This window comes from Nonomuraea mesophila (assembly GCF_004352805.1).
GTDB lineage: Bacteria > Actinomycetota > Actinomycetes > Streptosporangiales > Streptosporangiaceae > Nonomuraea > Nonomuraea longispora.
The window spans coordinates 21,638-43,781 of sequence record NZ_SMLD01000058.1 but is presented as its reverse complement, the minus strand read 5'-3'; the positions used below and the strand labels follow the sequence as shown (position 1 = coordinate 43,781).

Annotated in this window: 22 protein-coding genes and 1 tRNA gene; 13 read left to right on the top strand and 10 right to left on the bottom strand. The window is 67.9% G+C overall.

The features are described 5' to 3' along the window. Positions 1-7 precede the first annotated feature (7 nt). The 4 genes from yidC to rpmH form a co-directional block, all read right to left on the bottom strand. Positions 8-958 carry a membrane protein insertase YidC gene (gene yidC / locus E1295_RS22395; RefSeq protein WP_132632272.1) on the bottom strand — a complete coding sequence of 317 codons (951 nt, stop codon included), beginning with the start codon at positions 956-958 and terminating at the stop codon, positions 8-10. A 4-nt stretch (positions 959-962) separates the two neighbouring features. Next, a complete protein-coding gene (gene yidD, locus E1295_RS22390; protein WP_132632270.1) occupies positions 963-1,244 on the bottom strand; it encodes a membrane protein insertion efficiency factor YidD in 282 nt (93 codons plus the stop codon). After that, on the bottom strand, positions 1,241-1,585 hold the full coding sequence (gene rnpA, locus E1295_RS22385; protein ID WP_425465360.1) for a ribonuclease P protein component: 345 nt from the start codon (positions 1,583-1,585) through the stop codon (positions 1,241-1,243). Before rnpA ends, yidD begins: the two co-directional genes overlap by 4 nt. Positions 1,586-1,668: 83 nt before the next feature. After that, on the bottom strand, positions 1,669-1,806 hold the full coding sequence (rpmH, locus tag E1295_RS22380; protein WP_043614899.1) for a 50S ribosomal protein L34: 138 nt from the start codon (positions 1,804-1,806) through the stop codon (positions 1,669-1,671). 456 nt (positions 1,807-2,262) lie between these two features. Between rpmH and dnaA the strand changes: the two genes are divergently transcribed. The 9 genes from dnaA (at position 2,263) to E1295_RS22335 (ending at position 14,080) form a co-directional block, all read left to right on the top strand. Further along, the gene (gene dnaA / locus E1295_RS22375) at positions 2,263-3,843 is read left to right on the top strand and encodes a chromosomal replication initiator protein DnaA (RefSeq protein ID WP_132632266.1); all 1,581 of its coding nucleotides are present in this window, start codon (positions 2,263-2,265) and stop codon (positions 3,841-3,843) included. 544 nt (positions 3,844-4,387) lie between these two features. Beyond that, a complete protein-coding gene (gene dnaN, locus E1295_RS22370; protein ID WP_132632264.1) occupies positions 4,388-5,527 on the top strand; it encodes a DNA polymerase III subunit beta in 1,140 nt (379 codons plus the stop codon). Positions 5,528-5,571: 44 nt separating this feature from the next. Further along, entirely contained in the window at positions 5,572-6,516 is a 945-nt protein-coding gene (gene gnd / locus E1295_RS22365) for a phosphogluconate dehydrogenase (NAD(+)-dependent, decarboxylating) (RefSeq protein WP_132632263.1), read from the top strand. 71 nt (positions 6,517-6,587) lie between these two features. Then, the gene (recF, locus tag E1295_RS22360; protein ID WP_132632262.1) at positions 6,588-7,832 is read left to right on the top strand and encodes a DNA replication/repair protein RecF; all 1,245 of its coding nucleotides are present in this window, start codon (positions 6,588-6,590) and stop codon (positions 7,830-7,832) included. Then, positions 7,822-8,322: a DciA family protein gene (locus E1295_RS22355; RefSeq protein ID WP_246080218.1), complete on the top strand. Its 501-nt coding sequence runs from the start codon at positions 7,822-7,824 to the stop codon at positions 8,320-8,322. Before recF ends, E1295_RS22355 begins: the two co-directional genes overlap by 11 nt. Positions 8,323-8,661: 339 nt before the next feature. Further along, positions 8,662-10,605: a DNA topoisomerase (ATP-hydrolyzing) subunit B gene (gene gyrB / locus E1295_RS22350; RefSeq protein ID WP_132632261.1), complete on the top strand. Its 1,944-nt coding sequence runs from the start codon at positions 8,662-8,664 to the stop codon at positions 10,603-10,605. A 77-nt stretch (positions 10,606-10,682) separates the two neighbouring features. Then, positions 10,683-13,181 carry a DNA gyrase subunit A gene (gene gyrA / locus E1295_RS22345; protein ID WP_132632260.1) on the top strand — a complete coding sequence of 833 codons (2,499 nt, stop codon included), beginning with the start codon at positions 10,683-10,685 and terminating at the stop codon, positions 13,179-13,181. 2 nt (positions 13,182-13,183) lie between these two features. Continuing rightward, positions 13,184-13,870 carry a DUF3566 domain-containing protein gene (locus tag E1295_RS22340; protein ID WP_132632259.1) on the top strand — a complete coding sequence of 229 codons (687 nt, stop codon included), beginning with the start codon at positions 13,184-13,186 and terminating at the stop codon, positions 13,868-13,870. 136 nt (positions 13,871-14,006) lie between these two features. After that, positions 14,007-14,080, top strand: a tRNA-Ile gene (locus tag E1295_RS22335). 173 nt (positions 14,081-14,253) lie between these two features. Here the strand turns inward: E1295_RS22335 and E1295_RS22330 are convergent. The 3 genes from E1295_RS22330 to E1295_RS22320 all read right to left on the bottom strand — a co-directional run bounded on the left by E1295_RS22330 (position 14,254) and on the right by E1295_RS22320 (position 16,048). Next, the gene (locus tag E1295_RS22330) at positions 14,254-15,114 is read right to left on the bottom strand and encodes an alpha/beta fold hydrolase (RefSeq protein WP_132632258.1); all 861 of its coding nucleotides are present in this window, start codon (positions 15,112-15,114) and stop codon (positions 14,254-14,256) included. A 41-nt stretch (positions 15,115-15,155) separates the two neighbouring features. Then, positions 15,156-15,611, bottom strand: a complete 456-nt coding sequence (locus tag E1295_RS22325) for an ester cyclase (RefSeq protein ID WP_181958026.1) — start codon at positions 15,609-15,611, stop codon at positions 15,156-15,158. A gap of 65 nt (positions 15,612-15,676) precedes the next feature. Further along, positions 15,677-16,048, bottom strand: a complete 372-nt coding sequence (locus E1295_RS22320; RefSeq protein WP_132632257.1) for a DoxX family protein — start codon at positions 16,046-16,048, stop codon at positions 15,677-15,679. A gap of 178 nt (positions 16,049-16,226) precedes the next feature. Here E1295_RS22320 and E1295_RS22315 point away from each other — a divergent pair, with 178 nt between their 5' ends. Then, positions 16,227-16,601, top strand: coding sequence for a VOC family protein (locus tag E1295_RS22315; RefSeq protein ID WP_246080216.1), 375 nt, complete (start codon positions 16,227-16,229; stop codon positions 16,599-16,601). 15 nt (positions 16,602-16,616) lie between these two features. Here E1295_RS22315 and E1295_RS22310 read toward each other — a convergent pair whose 3' ends face one another. From E1295_RS22310 to E1295_RS22300, 3 genes are all read right to left on the bottom strand, one after another. After that, complete coding sequence (locus E1295_RS22310; protein WP_132632256.1) at positions 16,617-16,838, bottom strand: hypothetical protein; 222 nt, start codon at positions 16,836-16,838, stop codon at positions 16,617-16,619. A 100-nt stretch (positions 16,839-16,938) separates the two neighbouring features. After that, on the bottom strand, positions 16,939-17,364 hold the full coding sequence (locus E1295_RS22305; RefSeq protein WP_132632255.1) for a DUF5980 family protein: 426 nt from the start codon (positions 17,362-17,364) through the stop codon (positions 16,939-16,941). Positions 17,365-17,495: 131 nt separating this feature from the next. Next, positions 17,496-19,337 (bottom strand): serine hydrolase domain-containing protein, encoded by a 1,842-nt coding sequence (locus tag E1295_RS22300; RefSeq protein ID WP_132632254.1) that lies wholly within the window; start codon positions 19,335-19,337, stop codon positions 17,496-17,498. 103 nt (positions 19,338-19,440) lie between these two features. Here E1295_RS22300 and E1295_RS22295 point away from each other — a divergent pair, with 103 nt between their 5' ends. From E1295_RS22295 to E1295_RS22285, 3 genes are all read left to right on the top strand, one after another. Beyond that, positions 19,441-19,881, top strand: a complete 441-nt coding sequence (locus tag E1295_RS22295; protein ID WP_132632253.1) for a GNAT family N-acetyltransferase — start codon at positions 19,441-19,443, stop codon at positions 19,879-19,881. Positions 19,882-20,197: 316 nt separating this feature from the next. Beyond that, positions 20,198-21,418, top strand: coding sequence for a sensor histidine kinase (locus E1295_RS22290; protein ID WP_220448841.1), 1,221 nt, complete (start codon positions 20,198-20,200; stop codon positions 21,416-21,418). Next, positions 21,415-22,098, top strand: a complete 684-nt coding sequence (locus tag E1295_RS22285; RefSeq protein ID WP_132632252.1) for a response regulator — start codon at positions 21,415-21,417, stop codon at positions 22,096-22,098. Before E1295_RS22290 ends, E1295_RS22285 begins: the two co-directional genes overlap by 4 nt. Positions 22,099-22,144 lie beyond the last annotated feature (46 nt).

Sequence of the window (22,144 nt, the reverse complement as noted above, 5' to 3'; positions counted from 1 at the left end):
TTCGTGTTCACGACTTCTTGCTGCCGGTGCGCTTGCTGCGGGACTGCCGGCTCGGCTGTTGCCTGATGATCTTAGGCTCCGGCGGGGCCGGCGGCGCCTGCTCCTCGGGGGGTGTCTTGCGGATCTTCGCGATCACGCCCTGCTTGGGCGGCGTGGGGATCACGTTGCCCTTGGCGTCGTACTTGGGCATCGGGTAGCGGCTGTAGAACCAGTGCTGCTGGCCGAGCGTCCACACGTTGGTCGTGACCCAGTAGAGGATCAGGCCGAGGGGGAAGTTGAGGCTGAAGATGGCGAACAGCGGCGAGATGTACATCAGGATCTTCTGCTGCTGCGCCATGGGGTTGTCCGGCATCTGGGCCATGGACCGGGTGACGCTCTGCCGCACGGTGAGGAACGTGGTGAGCGAGCTGACCGCTACGAAGATGCCGAGCACGATCTTGGTCTGCACCGCGCCGGCCTGGAACGTCGTGAGCTGCTCGGCCGACATCCAGAAGTGGGCGGGCAGCGGCGCGCCGAAGATGTGGGCGCTTCTGGCACTGTCGACCAGTTCCTGCGTCATGCCGTAGCTGGGCTCGCCGTTGGCCATCTTCTGCAGCACGGTGAACATGGAGATGAAGATGGGGAACTGCGCGAGAACGGGCAGGCAGCCGCCGAGCGGGTTGGCCCCGGCGCCCTGGTAAAGCGCCATGACCTCCTGGTTCATCCGCTGCTTGTCGTTCTTGTAGCGCTTGCGCAGCTCCTGCACCTTGGGGGCGAGTTCCTGCATCTTCCGCGACGATCGCATCTGCTTCAGGAAGAGCGGGAAGATCAGGATCCGCATGAACACGGTCAGCGTGATGATCGTCAGCGCCCAGGTCAGCCCGCTGTCCGGGTTGAGGACCGTGCTGAATGCAGTATGGATCCAGATGATGACTTGGGCTACGGCTTGGTACAGCCAGCTCAGCCAGGACAGCTCCACCGAGCTATCTCCCTTGCGTTTCGTGAGACCGGACCGGGCGTGGGGGCACCGGGTCAATACCTCCGGGATGGAATGGGTGGCACCGCCCGATGCGCCGGACAGTCAGCCATGTGCCGCGCAGTGCTCCGTGCACGGCAATCGCCTCGAGTCCATACGCACTGCACGACGGATAGAACCGGCAGCGTGGACCGAGCATCGGGCCGATGAAGGCCCGGTAGAACCGGATGGGGAGGATGAGCGCCCGAGCGGCGGGGCTCGGCGCCACCACTTGCGGCTGCTCTGTCATCTCTGCTGTCCACCCGTCGAGGACTCGTGCCGCCTGAGCAAACGTTCCAGCGCGGAATCGAGCTCGGCGGCCAGGTGCTCGAATCGCGCGGACGCGGCCGGTGGATTGGCGCGTACCACCAGAAGGCTACCTCGCGGCAGCCGGTCAAGACGGTCCCGCATCAGGTGTCGGAGCCGTCGCTTGACCTTGTTGCGCGTCACGGCGCCGCCGACGGCCTTGCTCACGACGAAACCCACGAGGGGTTCGTTATCCCCAGATATGGCGAAATGCACCACTAGAGTCGGTCGGCCGGCGCGCGTGCCGCGCCGCACCGCCGTCTCGAACTCGTCCCCGCGTCGCATGCGGGATTGGCGGGACAGCACCGTATACGCCTAACGCCCGCCGGCGAGAAGCACCGGCGGGCCGACTATCAGGCGCGGGTCGATCAGGCCGACAGCTTCTCGCGGCCCTTGCGGCGGCGAGCAGCGAGGATGGCGCGACCGGCCCGGGTGCGCATCCGCAGCCGGAAGCCGTGGGTCTTCGCGCGGCGACGGTTGTTCGGCTGGAAAGTACGCTTGCTCACGGGTGGGCTCCAGGCTTGATGATGCGCCACAGCGGCGCTTAACACACAGGATGGCTTGCCAGGGAAGCGAGGGCACGCGAAATAGCCGTCGCGTGACAAGCCGACCGTCGTACGTTACGGGTGAAGCGCGGCCCAGGTCAAACCAGACGGGTTTTCCACTTATCCACAGGCGACTTTTCCACGCCCCCGCCGGCGTCCACAGTATGTGCACCCGGGTGCCACTACGCTGTGGACAACGCCTTGAACGCGGCTGTGCACATAGATACTGTCAGCCCTTCTGGGCCAGCCCCAGGGCTGTGCACAACCTGTGGATCTCCTGTGGAGAGCCTGTGGAGCGCCCGGGTGGGAAGCCCGGCAGCCACGCTGTGGACGAAGGGGCCGCCGAGAGCCGGGGCGGCCGCGAGATGTGGATAACGATCGCGGGGGGCCGCGAAAGGAAGGAGGGGGAGCCGCATCATGAACGCTGTCGACCTCGGCACGGTATGGAAGAGGGCACTGGGCAACTTCCTCAACGAGAACGTGCCGGTGCAGCAGCGCACGTGGCTGTCCATGGTGCGGCCGATCGCCCTGGCCAACGACACGATCGTGCTCGGCGTCCCCAACGACTTCCTCAAGGACCTCATCGAGGGCAAGCTGCGCTCGCTCGTCACGCACGCGCTGTCGCAGGAGCTCGGCCGGACGATGCGGCTGGCGGTGATGATCGACACGACAGCGCCCGAGCAGCCGGCCGTGGACGTCCATCAACAGCCTGTGACTCACAGTTATCCCCAGGATGTGGAGAGTCAGCCACGTTATACACAGCCTGCTCCGCCCCAGCACAACCAGGCTTCCGAGCCTCCACAGTTCTATTCTCCACAGCCCGAGCAGCCCCAGATATCCACCGAATATCCACAGCAGAGCTTCTCTTTTGAACAGGCGCAGCCGTACACACCGCCTGTGGAGAAGAACCCCGAGCCGGCGCAGAACCGCTGGGAGGCGAAGAGCAGCAAGCCCAGCGAACCAGCACGGCTCAACCAGAAATACACATTCGAGACATTCGTCATCGGCGCCAGCAACCGGTTCGCGCACGCGGCGGCCGTGGCGGTGGCCGAATCCCCCGCGAAGGCGTACAACCCTCTCTTCATCTACGGCGATTCAGGGCTGGGGAAGACGCACCTACTGCACGCGATCGGGCACTACGCCCAGAGCCTGTACGACGGCGCGCGGGTCAGGTACGTGAGCTCCGAGGAGTTCACCAACGACTTCATCAACAGCATCCGCGACCACAAGGCCGACGGGTTCCGCGGCCGCTACCGCGCGATCGACATCCTGCTTGTGGACGACATCCAGTTCCTGGAGGGCAAGGAGCAGACGCAGGAGGAGTTCTTCCACACCTTCAACACGCTCCACAACGCCAACAAGCAGATCGTCATCTCCAGCGACCGGGCGCCGAAGCAGCTGATCACGCTGGAGGACCGGCTGCGCAACCGGTTCGAGTGGGGCCTGATCACCGACGTGCAGCCGCCCGAGTTGGAGACCCGGATCGCCATCCTCAGGAAGAAGGCCATCCAGGAGGGGCTGGCCGCGCCGCCCGAGGTGCTCGAATACATCGCGAGCCGCATCTCCACCAACATCCGCGAGCTCGAAGGCGCCCTGATCAGGGTGACGGCGTTCGCCAGCCTCAACCGGCAGGGCGTCGACCTGCAGCTGGCCGAGGTGGTGCTGAAGGACCTCATCACCTCGGAGTCCGACACCGAGATCACCATCGCGGCGATCATGAGCGAGACCGCCCAGTACTTCGGCATCAGCATCGACGACCTGTGCGGCACCTCCCGCAGCCGGGCGCTCGTCAACGCCAGACAGATCGCGATGTACCTCGCCCGCGAACTGACCGAGCTGTCGCTGCCGAAGATCGGCCAGCAGTTCGGCGGCCGTGACCACACGACCGTGATGCACGCCGAGCGGAAGATCCGGTCGCTGATCGCGGAGCGACGGTCGATGTACAACCAGGTCAACGAGCTAACAATGCGGATCAAGCAGACGCCCCGTGGATCTTGAGTTTCATACACAGCCTGTGGAAAACGCTGTGGACCAGCGGAAACGCAAAAAATGACTCGCCGTTCGCCCGGCAATGCTGGGAAAAATCCGTCCACAATGGTTGGGGACAAAGGTGGGGACATCCTGGGGAGAACCTGGGGACTACCAGTGGACAGTGTGTGGACAGACTGTGAACAACGGATCTGGGGCTCCAGAAGGGGCTCCCCTACCCCGTGGATAACCTGTGGAAACATCGTGGATAACCCCGGCCCGGCCGTGGATGAAGGCACCAAGATCTGGGGACGGCCTGTGGGCGAAGAATCTCTGTCCCCAGGCGCGGAAGTTCTCCCCAGGCGTCACCCACAGCTCCGGTGGATGAAAATACGGCCGCTGACCTGCCAAGACGCTAGTTGTCCACAGTACCCACAGCCCCTAGTGTGATGACCTCTTCTATCTCTTACTAAGAAACTCAAAGACCCATAGAGGGGTTCTCCCGGAGCGCGAGTCCGGGAGGGTGGATCCTTGAGATCCTTGAAGCAACGACGAACCCAGGAGGCTGATCACCGTGATGTTCCGAATCGAGCGAGACGTCCTCGCTGAGGCGGTGGCATGGACGGCACGCAGTCTCCCGGCGCGCCCGTCGGTGCCCGTCCTCGCCGGCATGCGCCTGGAGGTCACGGACGAGCAGCAGCTCAAGCTCTCAGGATTCGACTACGAGGTCTCCGCCGAGGTGACGCTCGAGGTCCACACCGGCGAACCGGGCGTCGTGCTCGTCTCGGGCAAGCTGCTCGCCGAGATCACCCGCTCCCTTCCCGCACAACCTGTGGATTTCGTGGTCGACGGCGCCAAGGCGGTCGTCACGTGCGGCAGCGCGCGCTTCACCCTGCTGACCATGCCTGTGGAGGACTACCCGTCGCTTCCCGCCATGCCGCCGGCCGCGGGCCGCGTCGGCAGCGACGTGTTCGCCTCGGCAGTGGGCCAGGTCGCCGTCGCCGCGGGCCGGGACGACACCCTGCCGATGCTCACGGGCGTACGCATGGAGATCGAGGGCGACACGGTGACGCTCGCCGCGACCGACCGCTACCGGCTGGCCGTGCGCGAGCTCAAGTGGCAGCCGGGGCAGCCCGACTTCTCGGCCATCGCGATGATCCCCGGCAAGACGCTCGCCGACACCGCCAAGGCGCTCGGCGCGACCGGCGCCGAGGTGGAGATCGCGCTCAGCTCCGTCGGCGGCACCGGCGAAGGCATGATCGGCTTCTCCAGCGCCGGGCGGCGCACCACAACCCGGCTGCTCGACCCCGAGTTCCCCAAATACCGTTCGCTCCTGCCGACCGAGTTCTCCGCCCGCGCCGACCTGTCCACAGGCCCGTTCGTCGAGGCGGTCAAGCGGGTGGCCCTGGTCGCCGAGCGCAACACCCCCGTACGGCTGGCCTTCAAGAGCGGCGAGGTCGTGCTGGAGGCCGGCAGCGGCGACGAGGCGCAGGCCGTCGAGGCGCTGCCCGTCGAATACGAGGGCGAGGAGATGAACATCGCCTTCAACCACCAGTTCCTGCTGGAAGGACTCGGCGCGATCGACTCCGACGTGGCCAGGCTGCAGATGACCACGTCGACCAAGCCCGCTATCCTCACCGGTGGCAAGCCTGTGGACGACGCGGCCGCGGCGGACTACCGCTACCTGATCATGCCCATCCGCCTGTCCGGCTGACCCGGCCTTCGGGGATGATGGAAGCCTGACTAGGGGGAGACAACATGCAGATCGGCATGGTCGGACTGGGCAAGATGGGCGGCAACATGGCCGAGCGGCTGCGCCGCGGCGGTCATGAGGTCGTCGGCTACGACCGCGACCCGGCCGTCAGCGACGTGGCCAGCCTGAAAGAGCTGGTCGAGCGCCTGCGAGCCCCACGCGCGGTCTGGGTGATGGTGCCCGCGGGCAAGCCCACCCAGACCACCGTCGACGATCTCGGCGAGTTGCTCGCCGAGGGAGACATCGTCGTCGACGGCGGAAACTCCCACTACGGTGACGACCAGAAGCACGCCGGCGAGCTGGCGGAGAAGGGCATCGGGTTCGTCGACTGCGGCGTGAGCGGCGGCGTCTGGGGCCTGGACAACGGTTACGCGCTCATGTGCGGCGGCGACTCCGCCCACGTCGAGCGGCTGATGCCGATCTTCGAGACGCTCAAGCCCGAGGGCGAGGACGGCTTCGTGCACGCCGGCGACGTCGGCGCCGGGCACTTCGCGAAGATGGTCCACAACGGCATCGAATACGGCATGATGCAGGCCTTCGCGGAGGGCTGGGAGCTCCTCGAGGCCTCCGACGTGGTCAAGGACGTCAAGGGCTCCTTCAGCAGCTGGCGCACCGGCACCGTGATCCGCTCCTGGCTGCTCGACCTGCTGGTGCGCGCGCTCGACGACGACGAGCACCTCGACCAGCTGCGCGGCTACGCACAGGACTCCGGCGAGGGCCGGTGGACGGTGCAGGCGGCCGTCGACCACGCCGTCCCGCTGCCGGTCATCACCGCCGCGCTCTACGCGAGGTTCGCCTCGCGCCAGGACGACTCCCCCGCGATGAAGGTCGTCGCGGCGCTGCGCAACCAGTTCGGCGGCCACGCGACCACCGCGGCGGAAGGCAGCACCGCCAAGGGCGCCGACTCGCCGGGCGCCGACGTCACGCCGCCCGGCCCGGGCGAGCGCTAGCCGCCCCCGTCCCCGCCTCCATCGCGAGCCGGTGACCCCAGTGGCGTGCGTGGCCGACTAACCTTCGTGGGGTGCATGTCGCCCACCTCTCGCTGACCGACTTCCGGTCCTACGCGTCCGTGGAGCTCGGCCTGGAGCCGGGCGTCACGGCGTTCGTGGGGCCCAACGGCCAGGGCAAGACCAACCTGGTCGAGGCCCTCGGCTACGTCGCGACGCACTCCAGCCACCGGGTGGCGAGCGACGCGCCCCTCGTCCGGCAGGGCGCCACGCGCGCGGTCGTACGCTGCGCCGTGCAGCGCGACGACCGCCGGGCGCTCATCGAGCTGGAGATCAACCCGGGCCGGGCCAACCGCGCCAGGCTCAACCGCTCGCCCGTGCCGAGGGCGCGCGACGTCGTGGGCCTGCTGCGCACGGTGTTGTTCGCCCCCGAGGACCTGACGCTGTCCAAGGGAGACCCGTCGGAGCGCCGCCGCTTCCTCGACGACCTGCTGGTGGCCAGAGCCCCCAGGTTCGCGGGAGTGCGCGCCGACTACGACCGGGTGCTCAAGCAGCGCGGCGCCCTGCTCCGTACGGCCGCGCAGGCCCGCAGAGGCGCCAGGAGCGCGCGGAAAGCGGAGAGCGACACCGGATTCGCCGCGGCGGGCGCGGGCGACGTACTGAGCACTCTGGAGGTCTGGGACGCCCATCTCGCCCGGCACGGCGCCGAGCTGTTGCAGGCGAGGCTCGAGCTCATCGAGGCGTTGCGCCCGCTGGTCGCGGGGGCCTACGCCGCGCTCGCCCCCGCGAGCGCTCCGGCGACGCTGGCCTACCGCAGCTCGTTGTCCACAGGTGGGGACAACGGTGAGGGTGACGAACTGCTCGAACACGCCGGTGAGCGGGGATCTTCCGATACACAGACGTTATCCACAGACTTGGGGAAAACCCTTGAAGAGCGTCTCCGTGAGCGCCTGCTGGAAGTGCGCCAGTCCGAGCTGGAGCGGGGCGTCACGCTCGTCGGCCCGCACCGCGACGACCTGATCCTCCGTCTCGGCGACCTGCCCGCCCGCGGCTACGCCAGCCACGGCGAGTCCTGGTCGTTCGCGCTGGCGCTGCGGCTGGCCGCCTACGACCTGCTGCGCGCCGACGGCGGAGATCCCGTGCTGATCCTCGACGACGTGTTCGCCGAGCTCGACACCCAGCGCAGGCGCCGCCTCGCCGAGATCGTCGCACCGGCCGAGCAGGTGCTCATCACCGCGGCCGTGCCCGACGACGTCCCCAAGGAGCTGTCAGGAGGCAGGTACGACGTCGCGGAAGGGAGCGTGACCCGTGTCCGCTGAGGACAACCCCACGGCCAAGGGCGCCGCGATGGCCAGGGAGAAGCTCGCCCAGGCCAAGGCCGACGCGGCCAGACGCGGTCAGCTCCCCCGGCGCGAGCCCAGGCGCAGGGCCGCGGGGCCGCGCAGGGAGGGCGGGGATCCACAACTTTTCGGACGGGCCATCGCCGACCTGCTCGCCGATCGCGGCTGGGAACGTTCGGCGGCCGTCGGCGGGGTGTTCGGGCGCTGGGGCGACATCGTGGGCCCCGACCTGGCCGCCCACACCAGGCCCGAGTCGTTCGACGACGGCGTGGTGCTGATCGCCGCCGACTCCACGGCCTGGGCCACGCAGGTCCGGATGCTCGCGCGCACCCTCGTACGCAGGCTCAACGAGGAGCTGGGCGACGGCACGGTGACGAAGGTCAAGGTCAGAGGACCACAGAACGCCCCGCGCCCGTCAGGCGGTTTGCGGGTGACCGGAAGCCGGGGTCCTGGCGACACCTATGGCTAACGGCGTCGAGCGGCGTCCCGCATGGTGTGGATAGTGGCCAAGGGCGATCAGAAAGCCGCAGACGCGATAAGCCCCCCTTTCCGGAGGGGGGATGCCGCCCGGGGGGCAAAACGAGCTAGCGGGCATCACAGGCGCGTTCGTTGCCACCTTGAGGCTCCGGAGGCGGTAGAATGGAAACAGGATTCCGGACACGTCCGCTTGCGTGTCACCCCGGCTCAAGCCGACTCCCCCGGGTGGCTGCGCATCGGGGCACTCACGACGGTGACGGGCACGGCAGGGGCAGCTTTGTGACGATCATGGCGACCCTGGCCGCGTGTCCGCGGCAGGAGGATTTCGCACTTGTCCTACGACGCTAGCTCAATCACCGTACTCGAAGGGCTTGAGGCGGTTCGCAAGCGCCCGGGTATGTATATCGGCTCCACCGGGGAGCGAGGTCTGCACCACCTGGTCTACGAGATCGTGGACAACGCGGTGGACGAGGCTCTCGCCGGATTCGCCACCAGGATCGACATAACGCTGCTCGCCGACAACGGCGTGCGGGTGATCGACGACGGCCGCGGCATACCCACCGGCATACACCCGGTGGAGAAGCGCTCGGCGGTCGAGCTGGTGCTGACCACGCTGCACGCGGGCGGCAAGTTCGACAGCCAGGCCTACGCGGTCTCCGGCGGCCTGCACGGCGTCGGCTCGGCCGTCGTCAACGCGCTGTCCACCGCGATGGACGTCGTGGTCAAGCAGAACGGCCACTACTGGCGCCAGCGTTTCGAATACTCCAAGCCCACCGCGCCGCTGGCCAAGGGCGAGGAGACCGACGAGACCGGCACCACGATAACGTTCTGGCCCGACCCCGAGGTCTTCGAGACCACGGCCTGGAACTACGAGACGCTCTCGCGGCGCTTCCAGGAAATGGCCTTCCTCAACAAGGGCCTGACGATCACGCTGACCGACGAGCGCCCCGAATACATCAACGGCGAGCCGCGCAAGGTCACCTACCTCTACGAGGGCGGCCTGGCCGACTTCGTCAAGCACCTCAACACCAAGAAGGAGCCGGCGCACGCGTCGATCATCTCCTTCGAGGAAGAGGGCGACGGCATAGCGGTCGAAATCGCCATGCAGTGGAACAACTCCTACTCCGAGTCGGTCTACACCTTCGCCAACACGATCAACACGGCCGAGGGCGGCACCCACGAGGAGGGGTTCCGCGCGGCGCTGACGTCGATCGTCAACCGCTACGCCCGCGAGCAGAAGTTCCTCAAAGAGGGCAAGGACGACAACCTCTCGGGTGAGGACGTCCGCGAGGGCCTGACCGCCATCATCTCCGTCAAGCTCTCCGACCCGCAGTTCGAGGGCCAGACCAAGACCAAGCTCGGCAACACCGAGGCCAAGTCGTTCGTCCAGAAGGCGTGCAACGACCACCTGCGCGACTGGCTGGAGCGCAACCCCGGCGAGGCCAAGGACATCATCAACAAGTCGCTGCAGGCCTCACGCGCCCGCCTCGCGGCCCGCCAGGCCCGCGACCTCACCCGGCGCAAGTCGCTGCTCGAGTCGGGCAGCGGGCTGCCCGGCAAGCTGGCCGACTGCCAGTGGAACGACCCTGAGCGGTGCGAGCTGTTCATCGTCGAGGGCGACTCGGCCGGTGGCTCCGCCAAGGGCGGACGCGACTCGAAATTCCAGGCGATCCTGCCCATCCGCGGCAAGATCCTCAACGTCGAGAAGGCGCGGATCGACAAGGTCCTCAAGAACAACGAGGTCCAGGCGCTGATCACCGCTCTGGGCACCGGTGTCCACGACGAGTTCGACATCACCAAGCTGCGCTACCACAAGGTCATCCTGATGGCCGACGCCGACGTCGACGGCCAGCACATCAACACGCTGCTGCTGACGCTGCTGTTCAGGTTCATGAGGCCGCTGGTCGAGGCTGGGCACGTCTACCTGTCGTGCCCGCCGCTCTACAAGATCAAGTGGGACCGCAAGGGCGAGGACGCCTCCTACGCCTACTCCGACCCCGAACGCGACGCGGTCATCGCCGAGGGCATCGCCAACGGCAAGCCCGACCCACGGTCACGCGACAACGTACAACGGTTCAAGGGCCTGGGCGAGATGAACGCGGCCCAGCTCTGGGAGACCACGATGAACCCGGAGACCCGGCTCCTGCGCCTGGTCACGCTCGACGACGCGGCCCAGGCCGACGACCTGTTCAGCGTGCTCATGGGCGAGGACGTCGAGGCCAGGCGCGACTTCATCATCCGCAACGCTCGCGATGTTCGTTTCCTCGACGTCTGAGCGACCGGCCGTGATTCCGCTACCTGCGGTGAGCCGCAGGACATGGCTCATCGTTCCATGAAGAAGGACCTCAACCTGTGACGGACGTGAACACCACTCCCCCGGCTGACCGCATCGAGCCTGTGGACATCCAGTCCGAGATGCAGCGCAGTTACATGGACTACGCGATGTCCGTCATCGTGTCCAGAGCGCTGCCGGACGTGCGCGACGGGCTCAAACCCGTGCACCGCCGGGTGCTCTACGCGATGTACGACGGTGGCTACCGCCCCGACCGCGGCTACTTCAAGTGCGCCCGCGTCGTCGGTGACGTGATGGGTACCTACCATCCCCACGGCGACACCTCGATCTACGACGCGCTGGTGCGCCTGGCGCAGCCGTGGTCGCTGCGTTATCCGCTGGTCGACGGCCAGGGCAACTTCGGTTCGCCGGGCAACGACCCCGCGGCGGCGATGCGCTACACCGAGTGCAAGCTCGCGCCCATCGCCATGGAGATGCTGCGCGACATCGACAAGGAGACCGTCGACTTCCGGGCCAACTACGACGGAAAGTCGCAGGAGCCGGACGTCCTCCCGGCGCGTTTCCCGCAGCTGCTGGTCAACGGCTCGGGCGGCATCGCCGTCGGCATGGCCACCAACATCCCCCCGCACAACCTGCGCGAGGTCGCCTCGGCGGTCAAGTGGGCGCTGGAGAACCCGGAGGCGAGCGACGAAGAGCTGCTCGAAGCCTCGATCAGGCTGGTCAAGGGGCCCGACTTCCCCACCAGTGCGCTGATCGTGGGCCGGCGCGGCATCGAGGACGCCTACCGCACCGGGCGCGGCTCGATCACCATGCGGGCCGTGGTCGAGGTCGAGGAGGACAAGGGCCGGCAGGCGCTCGTCGTCACCGAGCTGCCGTACCAGGTCAACCCCGACAACCTCGCGCTGAAGATCGCGGAGCTGGTGCGTGAGGGCAAACTGACCGGCATCGCCGACGTACGCGACGAAAGCTCCTCGCGGGTCGGACGGCGTCTGATGATCGTGCTCAAGCGCGACGCGGTCGCCAAGGTCGTGCTCAACAACCTCTACAAGCACACCCAGCTCCAGGACACCTTCGGCGCCAACATGCTGGCCCTGGTCGACGGGGTGCCGCGCACGCTGCGGCTCGACCAGTTCATCCGGCACTACGTCACCCACCAGATCCAGGTCATCGTCCGCAGGACCCGCTACCTCCTGCGCAAGGCCGAAGAGCGCGCCCACATCCTGAGCGGGCTGCTGAAGGCCCTCAACCGGCTCGACGAGGTCATCGCCCTCATCCGGGCCTCCGAGTCCGCCTCGGCCGCCCAGCAGGGCCTCATGGGGCTCCTGGAGATCGACGAGATCCAGGCGCAGGCCATCCTCGACATGCAGCTGCGCAAGCTGGCCGCCCTGGAGCGGCAGGCCATCCAGGACGAGTACGACGCCCTGATGACGCAGATCGCGGAGTACAACGCGATCCTCGCCAGCGAGGCCCGCCAGCGCGAGATCGTCAACGACGAGCTGGCCGAGCTGGTCGGCCGCTACGGCGACGACCGCAAGACCGAGATCATCGCCTACGACGGCGACATGTCCATCGAGGACCTGATCGCCGAAGAGGAGATCGTCGTCACGATCACGCGGGGCGGCTACGCCAAGCGCACCCGCACCGACCTCTACCGCGCCCAGAAGCGCGGCGGCAAGGGCGTACGCGGGGCGCAGCTGCGCCAGGACGACATCGTCGACCACTTCTTCGTCACCACGACGCACCACTGGCTGCTGTTCTTCACGAACAAGGGCCGGGTCTACCGGGTCAAGGCGTACGAACTGCCCGACGCCGGCCGCGACGCCCGCGGCATGCACCTGGCCAACCTGCTGGCCATGCAGCCCGACGAGATCGTCATGGAGGTCCTCGACCTGCGTGACTACGACGTCGCCCCCTACCTGGTCCTCGCCACCCGCAGCGGGCTGGTCAAGAAGACGCGCCTGGCCGAGTACGACTCACCCAGGTCCGGCGGCCTCATCGCGATCAACCTGCGCGACGACGACGAGGTCATCGGAGCCCGCCTGGTTTCCGAGGAAGACGATCTGCTGCTCGTCTCCAAGGGGGCGCAGTCGATCCGGTTCACCGCCTCCGACGACGCGCTGCGGCCCATGGGGCGTGCGACCAGCGGCGTCATCGGGATGAGGTTCCTCGACGGTGACGAACTTCTCGCCATGAATCGCATCGCCGACGGTCAACATGTGCTTATCGCCACGAAGGCTGGGTACGCAAAACGGACGCCAGTGGAGCAATATCCAGTTCAAGGACGTGGCGGTAGGGGCGTGCTTACTGCGAAAATCGTATCCTCCCGTGGCAAGCTGGTCGGAGCCGTCATGGTCAATCCAGAGGACGAGGTCTTCGCGATCACGTCTGCCGGCGGGGTGATCCGGACGAGTGCCGGAGAGATCAAGCAGTCCGGCCGTCAGACCATGGGAGTGCGATTGATGAATCTCGCTGAAGGCGACAGCGTGGTGGCCCTCGCCCGGAACGCGGAGTCCTTGGTGACTTCGATGGAGAGTGAGGAAGACGGGGGAGGAGAATAGTCATGAGCGCCCAAGGTGGCACCGCCAGGGCAAAGGCGGCTTCGGGTAACGGACAACAACCGAAGAGACCCACAGAGAAAGAGACCTTCGACGAAACCCGGGACACCTCGCCCGCACAGGGCAGGCCCTTTCCGGCCAAGGACGACGCCAAGCCGGCACCGCCGGCGCCGCCTCCGCAGCAGCAGTCGTCGTCGCAGCGGCCGGAGGGCAACGACACCGTACGCGTCCGCCCGTCCCTGGCCACGGAGGCCCCTCCGCCTCCCAAGGTCGAGGTGCCGAAGAAGAAGTCGAGCGGCCCCGGGGCACGGCTCCCCCGCAAGGCTCACCTGGTCCTGCGCCGCATCGAGCCATGGTCGGCCATGAAGTTCAGCTTCGTGGTGTCCCTGGTCTGTTTCGTGGTGCTGTTCGTGGCGGTGGCCGTGCTCTACGGCGTGCTGTCGGCGCTCGGCGTGTTCGACTCGATCGTCGACCTGGTCAACCAGCTCGGCCAGGGCGAACAGGGCCAGAACTCGATCCCGATCGACATCGCGTCCTGGTTCGAGCCCGTACGCATCCTGGGCTACACCGCCCTGATCGGAGCGGTCAACGTCGTGCTCATCACGGCTCTGGCCACGCTGGGGGCGGTCATCTACAACGTCGCCTCCGACCTCGTCGGGGGCGTCGAGGTGACCTTCAGCGAGGCCGAATAGGCCGTAGCCGGTGTGCTTCGCGCCGTGCCCTTGCCCGGCACGGCGCGAGCAGCATGCCGGACACGGTAAGCTTTTCCCGACCGAACAAACCGGTTCGCCTCCGATCGCCGGATGCGATAACGTTCGGTGTGCGTGCGGGGCTATAGCTCAGACGGTTAGAGCGCTTCCCTGATAAGGAAGAGGTCCCAGGTTCAAGTCCTGGTAGCCCCACCCAGTTCAGTTGACAGGCCGTTTCCGGAAATCGGAAGCAGCCTTTTTTGATCAGCCGGCGGCCCGTCCGAAGTTTGAGCCGGTCCGGGTCGTTCTCGTCGAGGCCCTTGGTGACCGTCGACGGCGGCGAAGGCGCACGCGGCGCCTGGGCGAATGGCGCGGCACCATGGTTGCTACCGGCGGTTCTGCTCTTCCACGGCGGCGCGGAGTGCCGTACCGAACCGGTCCGGTGATTCCAGCCAGGGAAAGTGGCCTGCGTCCGGGACGATGACGACCTCGCAGTCGAGGCGCGTTCCGAGACGTCGCAGGGCGTCGGCGGGCCGGCTGTCGCCGGCTCCGCCGATGATCACGGCGCCGGACGGGAGACGCTCGCGAAGCTTGTCCACATGTGCTTCCAGCGGGTCGGCTTTGGCCGCCGCGTTGAGCTGGGCGTTCATCGTGTAGTTGACGGGCCGCAGCGTACGGGCCGACTCCAGCGCCCAGTCCCACGCCCGAGTCCGGTCGGCGTGGTCGGTATGCCACTTCAGCGTGAGGTATTCGACCTCCTCGGCGTCCGTGCGCGATCCGACCGCGTCGAGTTCGTCGAGCCTGGCCTGCTGCTCGTCAGTACGTCGTGCCCGCTGCGCTGCCCGGTCGGCTTCCCGCCAGGGCTCCAGAAAGGGCCCGGCGATCTGGATCAGTCCGGCCACGCGCTCCGGATGAGCCAGCAAGAAGTAGCCGGCCATATTGGTCCCGAACGAATGCCCCACCAGAACAGCCCGGTCGTGTCCCCACGCATCGAGCAACCTCGCCAGGTCGTCGACGTGGCGAGCGATCGTGTGCTCGCCCTCCCAGGGCGATCCGCCGGTGCCGCGCTGGTCGTAGCGGTGGACCGGGCACAGGTCGTCGATGATGCCGGCGACCGGGGCGAGATAGTCGGGGACCCCTGGACCGCCGTGCACCATGACCACGGGAAATCTCCGCGCCGTCGCCGAACCCGCGGTCCACGTACGTAGCTGCGCCCCGTCATCCAACTCGATCATGGTCGCGGTCATGGACGTGAGTGTAATGTGGCGCCCTCCGCGGCCGGAGCTTGCTACGCACCGCCGGCGTTCGGTCCCGGGAGCACGCCGAGCTGCCGCAGCTGCGACATGACGTCGACGACCGCCCAGGTCTCGGCGACCCGCCCGTCGGTGAACCGGGCGATGAGGATCTCCTTGTACGTGATGGTCCTGCCGGTCGGCGGCACGCCCATGTACTCACCCCGGTGCGTTCCGGTGACCGTGTTCCTGGTCACGACCCTGTCGCCTTCCGCGATCACGTCCTCGATCTCGATGTGCAGGTCGGGGAAGGCTCGGCGCAGCACCGTGAACACCTCCTTCAGCGCCGACGTCCCCGTCGTCTCGATCGGCAGCGGCGTACGAATCTGCACGTCAGGCTGGACGACCTCGTCGATCGTCCTGGAGATGATCTCTTCGTCGCCGGTGCTGACGGCGTCGTGGAAGCGGCGGAGCGTCTCCTTGTTGCGTTCCACCGTGGTGATGATCGACATGTGGGCTCCTTGGTTCATAGGGGTGCCCGCCTGGGGCGGGGCAGGACGGTGTCCGCCGGCCGGGGTCATCCGGCGTAGGGGCCGAACCGGCCCCAGGCGACGAGTGCGGCGAGTGCGAAGAGGATGACGGTGACCACCAGCCCGGACGGCTCGTTGCGGCGGACGTGCACGACGGCCGCGACGATCATCATGACCGCCAGACCGGCCGCGGCGATCGGCGTCAGGACGGACGCGATCCCGGTCGCGGCGGGAAGGATCAGCCCGGCCGCCCCGAGCAGCTCCATCACGCCGATGCGCCGCACCGCACCCTGGGAGAACGTCTCCATCCACGGATACTTGCCGACCAGCTTGTCCTTCGGGCTGGTGAGCTTGGCCAGGCCGGACATGGCGAAGAAGGCGGCCAGGAGCACCTGCACGATCCACAGGAACACGTTCATCGAGGTGTCACACCCTCGGCTGCCGGTGTGGAGGCCGGCGTCGATGCGGTTGTTCCGCCCGTGCCGAAGGCCGGAAAGTTGTCGCTCATGTCCAGGGGACGAACGGGCGGCCTCACGGGGGACAGCCCGGAACCCGGGAAGTTCCGGCCGATGAGTTCCCGGCGCCGCGGAGGTCGGTATGGGTGACGCATCGACCACGCATGTGGAGGACGACATGGCGCGAGACCTCTTCGCCGGCATTCCCGTCACCGACTACGCGGCGGCGTTGCCGTGGTACGAGCGGCTGTTCGGCGGGCCGCCCGCATTCCTGCCGAACGACGTCGAGGCGGTGTGGGAGCTGGCCGCCAACCGTTACGTCTACATCGTCCAGGACCCGGCGCGGGCGGGGAACGCCCTGGTGATGTCGTTCGTCGACGACCTGGACCAGAGGGTCGCCGAGATCGCCCGGCGGGGCATCGAGCCTGCCGGGCGGGAGACGTACGACGGTGGCGTGACCAAGGTGACCTACCGCGACGCGGAGGGCAATGAGATCAGCTTCGGCGGCGGCCTCTAGAGGGCCGGGCCTGGCTCAGTCGCGGAGGTCGTGCTCGATGCGATACTGCCGCTCCAGGCCGGCGGCGTCCTCGCCCTCGGCCTCGTAGAGGTCGGTGGACCAGGGGATCGGGCAGGGCGGCCGATGGCCGGGATCGGGGCAGAGCAGCCGCTGCACCTGCTCCTTGACGTCGCGTGCCTGCTCCTCGGTGGCGTACATCTCCACGCGCAGTTCCCACCGGGTCCTGTCGTCTGCCATGCCTCTATTGTGGTGGGCGGTCGGGAGTGTCCGGTTCGTGGCGCGCGCCGTTCCGGACACTCCCGCCTGCTCCGCCAGGATCACCTGGCGTCGGACCTGACTAGCACCAGTCCTTGACGCTGATGGTGACGGGGATGGACTCGGTTCGTGTGCCGTCCGAGGCCGTTAACCGCGATTCGTACACCTTGGCCGACGATGGAGGGAATCTCAGGAAGATCCAGCCGTTGATCGTCGTGGATCCGTCCTCGGGGTCGGTGTAGTTGGAGCCGGGCGGGATCGGCGCGCTTTCGTGGGTCGTCCCCGGGGGCAGGTTCCTCATCCCCATCTCGATGGTCGTCGACCAGTTTCCGACCACCGCGGCGATGAGGTAGGTGCTGTGCTCGTAACCGGCCTGCACGCAGATCTTCTGGTGGGAGTGCTTCAGCTCCCAGGTGCCGGCCGAGGCGGGTGTGGTGCCGGACAGGGCGAGTGCCGCCCCGGCCGTCGCGCCGATCGCCAGCTTGGCGGCACGCTTGATCCTGGGCACGGGTTCCTCCTTGATGTCCGTACGTCGCGTGTTCCCGCATGTTCGAGATCGGGCACCGCGTTGACATGTTCAAAATTAAACGAGTTGAGGATCAAGGTAAAGAGTCTTTGCCGCCCGGTGGCAAGGTGGGATCACGGCCACCCGTAGACGGACCTGACGGCGGAGGCGATCTCGTTCACCAGGCCGAAGTCGTCGCCGTTGGCGAGGATCGCGTAACCCGCGCCCAGCTCCGGATAACCCCTGAACACCGACTTGAAGCCACGGTTGGAGCCGTCGTGGGTGTAGGCGAAGTTCTTGGTGCCGACTCCGGAGACGAACACGCCGCGGCCCATGTTCCTCTGCGGCCCGGGGGTGAGCAGGCTGCGTACGGACGCCTTGGTCAGCGGGCCGTCCACGTTGCCGGAGGCGGTCCAGGCCTTGTTGAGGTAGCACACGAGCCGGCACAGGTCCTGCACGGTGGTGTAGAGGCCGGCGGCGGCCGACTCGGGGTAGCGGTTGCGCCGCCCGGGGATCACCGCTCCCGCCGTCGTGTGGCCCGCGGCCCGCTCGAAGCCGGGCTCCAGCGCGTACGAACTGGTCCTCATGCCGAGCGGGGTGAAGACCTGCTGGTCCATGTACGCGGCCAGGCTCTGCCCGGTCTGCTCCTCGATCATCCGCTGCAACAGCACGAATCCGGCGCCGGAGTAGTGGTATTCGGCACCGGGTTCCGTGGTGAGCTCGATCTTCGGGGTGTTGCCCTTGCCGTTCATGACCTCCAGCAGGGACGGCACGGTGACGCCGGGGCCGTACCCGGGGAAGCCGCCGCCACCCGACGAGAAGCCGGAGCAGGCGTCGAGCGGGTACGTGGAGCCGCGTCCTGAGATGCCGGCGCGGTGGGTGAGCACCCGCTCGATCGTCGGGACCGCCTTGGCCGAGACGCAGTCGCGGTGCGGCAACGTCCAGCCGAGGTGGGGGCGGATGTCGTCGGTCACCGGCCGGCCGAGCGTCTGCATGAGGCGCAGCACGCCGACCGCCGCGACCGCCTTGCTGATCGAGGCGGCCTGGAAGGCGCTTTCTGGATGTACGGCCGCCGCGGCGCCCGCCTCCAGCCGGCCGTACCCCGTGGACCAGGCGATGCGGTTGCCGGTCACCACCGCGACGGCCACGCCCGGAGTGTGGTACGCGCTCATGCGCCGCCAGATGTCGGAGCCGCCCACCGCGTTCTCCACCTTGCGCACCCGGTCGGCCGGCAGATCGGGCAGCGTGCCGCGCGAGCACAGCGACCAGCCCTTGTTCACGGGCGAGAAGGCGACGTTGTGCACCTCATAGCCGTCGGCGACCATGTTCTTGATCTCGGAACGGCACTCGTCGTCGATGCCGCGAGCGTGGAACTCGTCCTGCGCGACGACCACCCATCCCCCGGCGTAGGGGAACGCGACCCGGGTGACGCGGCGGCCGCCCTGCTGCAGGTTGCGCATCATCTGGTAACACTCGTCGTCGATGCCCCGGGCGAAGGTGCCCTTGGTGGCCACGAGCACCCACCGGTTGCCGCCCGCCGACGGGAAGGCGACGTGCTCCACCTGCTGCCCGGCAGTGTAGTAGGCGGTGATGCGCTGGTGGCACTCCTCCGGGATGTTCCGCGCCGACACCCCCTTGTCCGTGGTGATCACCCACCGGTCGCCACCCTCGGGCGGGAACGCCACGCAGTGGATGCGGCGCCCCGCGGCGATCAGCTTCTGCAACTCGGTGAAACACGGGTCCGGGATGCCACGGGCGAAATAGCGGCCGTCCGCGGTGACCATGACCCAGCCGTTGGACGGGGTGAAGGCGAACGAGGTGATGCGGTAGGGGGCCAGCTCCTTCATCTTGCGGTGTGCCTCGTCGGGGATCCGCCGGTTGAACGAGGGATGACCCGCCGCCACCGCCGGCTCCGCGAGCCCTCCGAGCGTCGCGCCCGCGGCTCCGGCCAGCGTGAGAAAACGTCTCCTGTCCACGTCACTCCTCAAGGTCGACTTCCGTCCTGGGAATGCTGGCACGGGTCGCCCACCCACGAAAATCGGGTGGCGCGGGCATCACCGGGCGGGACAACATCCACCCATGACAACGCCCACCGTTGATGTCCGGCCCGCCACCCGGGCCGACGCGGCGCTGCTCGCGCGGCTGAACGATGTCGTGCACGCGGTCCACGTCGCCGCGCGGCCGGACGTCTTCCGCGCGGCCTCGTCGCAGGACGAACTCGTCGCGCTCTTCGACGATTTTCTGCGGCGAGAGAATGCGCTCGCATTCATCGCCCGTTCGTCAGGCGAAGCCGTGGGTTATGCCACGGCGACGCTCCACGAGCGTTCTGGTGACGTGCTCACGCGGCCGAGGAGCTTCGTCGCCTTGGAACATCTCGCCGTGGATCCCGGCGCGGCGCGTGTGGGGATCGGCACCGCCCTGGTCGATGCCGTACGTACGGCCGGAAAGGAGGCGGGCTGCCCCGGTCTGGCGAATGCGGCGGTGAAATGGTCGCCGTGCGGAGCAGCCGGCGCTCCTTGAGTTTCCGCGGCCGAAATGCCGCGGGTCAGTTTCCCGCGGAGTTGGACGCCGTCACCGCACCGACCCGCAACGGGGTCTCTTCCACCTTCACCATGACCGGGCGTCGTTTCATCCCTGCCCCTTCGTCGGATGGATCTCTCCAGTATCCTTGCCCACACCATGACCATTGACAAACTCCACATCTGAATTGTCATCAGGTCTGTCATCACATTTCACGAATGGATTCCGCGTGGCCGGTCGATTTCCATCCGGCACGGCGTACGCGCTTGGCACAGACTGATCGGAGAGGGGTCGGTGCGCGAGGCGGGGAGATCGGGTGAGTGACCGGGTGAGACATGGTGCGCGGTGGGTCCTGGCGTTCGACGCGGAAGGCGCGGGCCTCGCCCTGCCGCTCCGCTCGGCGGTGGCCCTGTCGCTGGTGGGCGCTCTGGGGGTGGTGCTGGCCGCGATCGTCTGGCACACCCTGCTCGACGACTACGGCGTACGCAACGTGACGGCCGGCACCCTGGGGCTGGCCACGGCGATCGCGCTGGTGGTGGCTCGCTTCCGGCCCAGGGCGGCGTGGTGGTTGTCGCTGACCGCGGCCGTGGCGGCGGCCGTGACGTCCCATGCCGAGCTGGACGGGATGGTGTGGCCGGCGCCGGTGCTGGTGGCCCACGTGGCCGTGCTGGGTCTGGTGGGATTCGGGGCCCCGCACGTGATGCTGGCCGAGATGTGGCTCGGGACGCTGACGGCCGGGATCGTCCTGTGGGCGGGGCTGCCGGGCGAGCAGACGCTGGTGAGCCTGATGGACATGTCGTTGTTGTCCGGCATGGTGCTGATCACCGTGGGCGCGCTCGGCGGGCACCGTGACGCGCTGCGCCGGGTGGCGCTCGCGGACCAGAAGGCGCTGGCGGAGCAGACCAGGTCCGCCCTGCTGGAGGAGCGCGCCAGGATCGCGCGGGAACTGCACGACGTGGTGGCCCACCACATGTCGGTGGTCGCGGTGCAGGCCGAGGCGGCCCCCTACCGCGTGTCCGATCCTCCCCCGGAGCTGGCGCGGAGTTTCGCCACCATCCGGTCGAGCGCGGTGGAGGCGCTCACCGAGCTGCACCGCATCCTCGACCTGCTGCGGAACGGCACGGACGAGGCGAGCCCGCAGCCGACCCTGGAGCGGCTGGACGAGCTGGTCGGCCGGCTGCGGGCCGCGGGCACACCGGTGACCATGCGCGTCGAGGGCGAACGCCGGGCGCTCCCGCCGGGGGTGGAGCTGTCGGCGTACCGGATCGTGCAGGAGGCGCTGAGCAACGCACTCCAGCACGCGCCGGGTGCACGGGTCGGCGTCGAGGTGACGTACAAGCCTGACGGTCTGCACATCCGCGTCGACAACGACCCGCCACCCCACCCGCCCCCACTGTCCGACCGCCCAGGACACGGCCTGCTCGGCATGCGCGAGCGCGTGTCCATGCTGGCCGGGGATCTGACGGCGGGCGTGCGGCAGGACGGGGGCTACATGGTGACGGTACGGCTGCCGCTCGGCGGGAGGGAGGTCAGGTGAGCATCCGGGTGCTGATCGCCGACGACCAGTCGATGGTGCGTGAGGCGTTCGTCGTCCTGCTCAATGCCCAGCCCGACATCGAGGTGGTGGGCGAGGCCGTCGACGGTGACGACGCGCTGGCCAAGGCCGCCGCGCTGGAGCCCGACGTCGTGCTGATGGACGTGCGCATGCCGGGAACCGACGGCCTGGAGGCCACCCGCCGCCTCGCCGGGCGCACGAAGGTGCTGATGCTGACCACGTTCGACCTCGACGAGTACGTCTACGAGGCGCTGCGCGCCGGCGCCAGCGGCTTCCTGCTGAAGAAGGCCACGGCCCGCGAACTGGGCGAGGCCGTACGCGTCGTCGCGAACGGGGACGCCATGCTGGCGCCGTCCGTCACCCGCCGGCTGATCAGCGCCTTCGCCCGGATGGGGCCGCCACGGCCGTTCACCGGGGAGAGGCCGGGCCCGCTGACCCCGCGCGAGAGCGAGATCCTCACGCTCATCGCGCACGGCTTGTCCAACACCGAGATCGCCGACAACCTCGTCATCGCGGAGCAGACCGTGAAGACCCACGTCAGCAACATCCTGACGAAGATCGGGGTGCGCGATCGTACGCAGGCGGCGGTGTACGCGTTCCAGACCGGGCTGGTCACCCCCTACGGCGGAGCTAGATCTTACGATCCCCCCACAGCGCCATGACATGCGGGCGACGCCGCTCGTAGGTTCGGGACACGATCACTGCCGC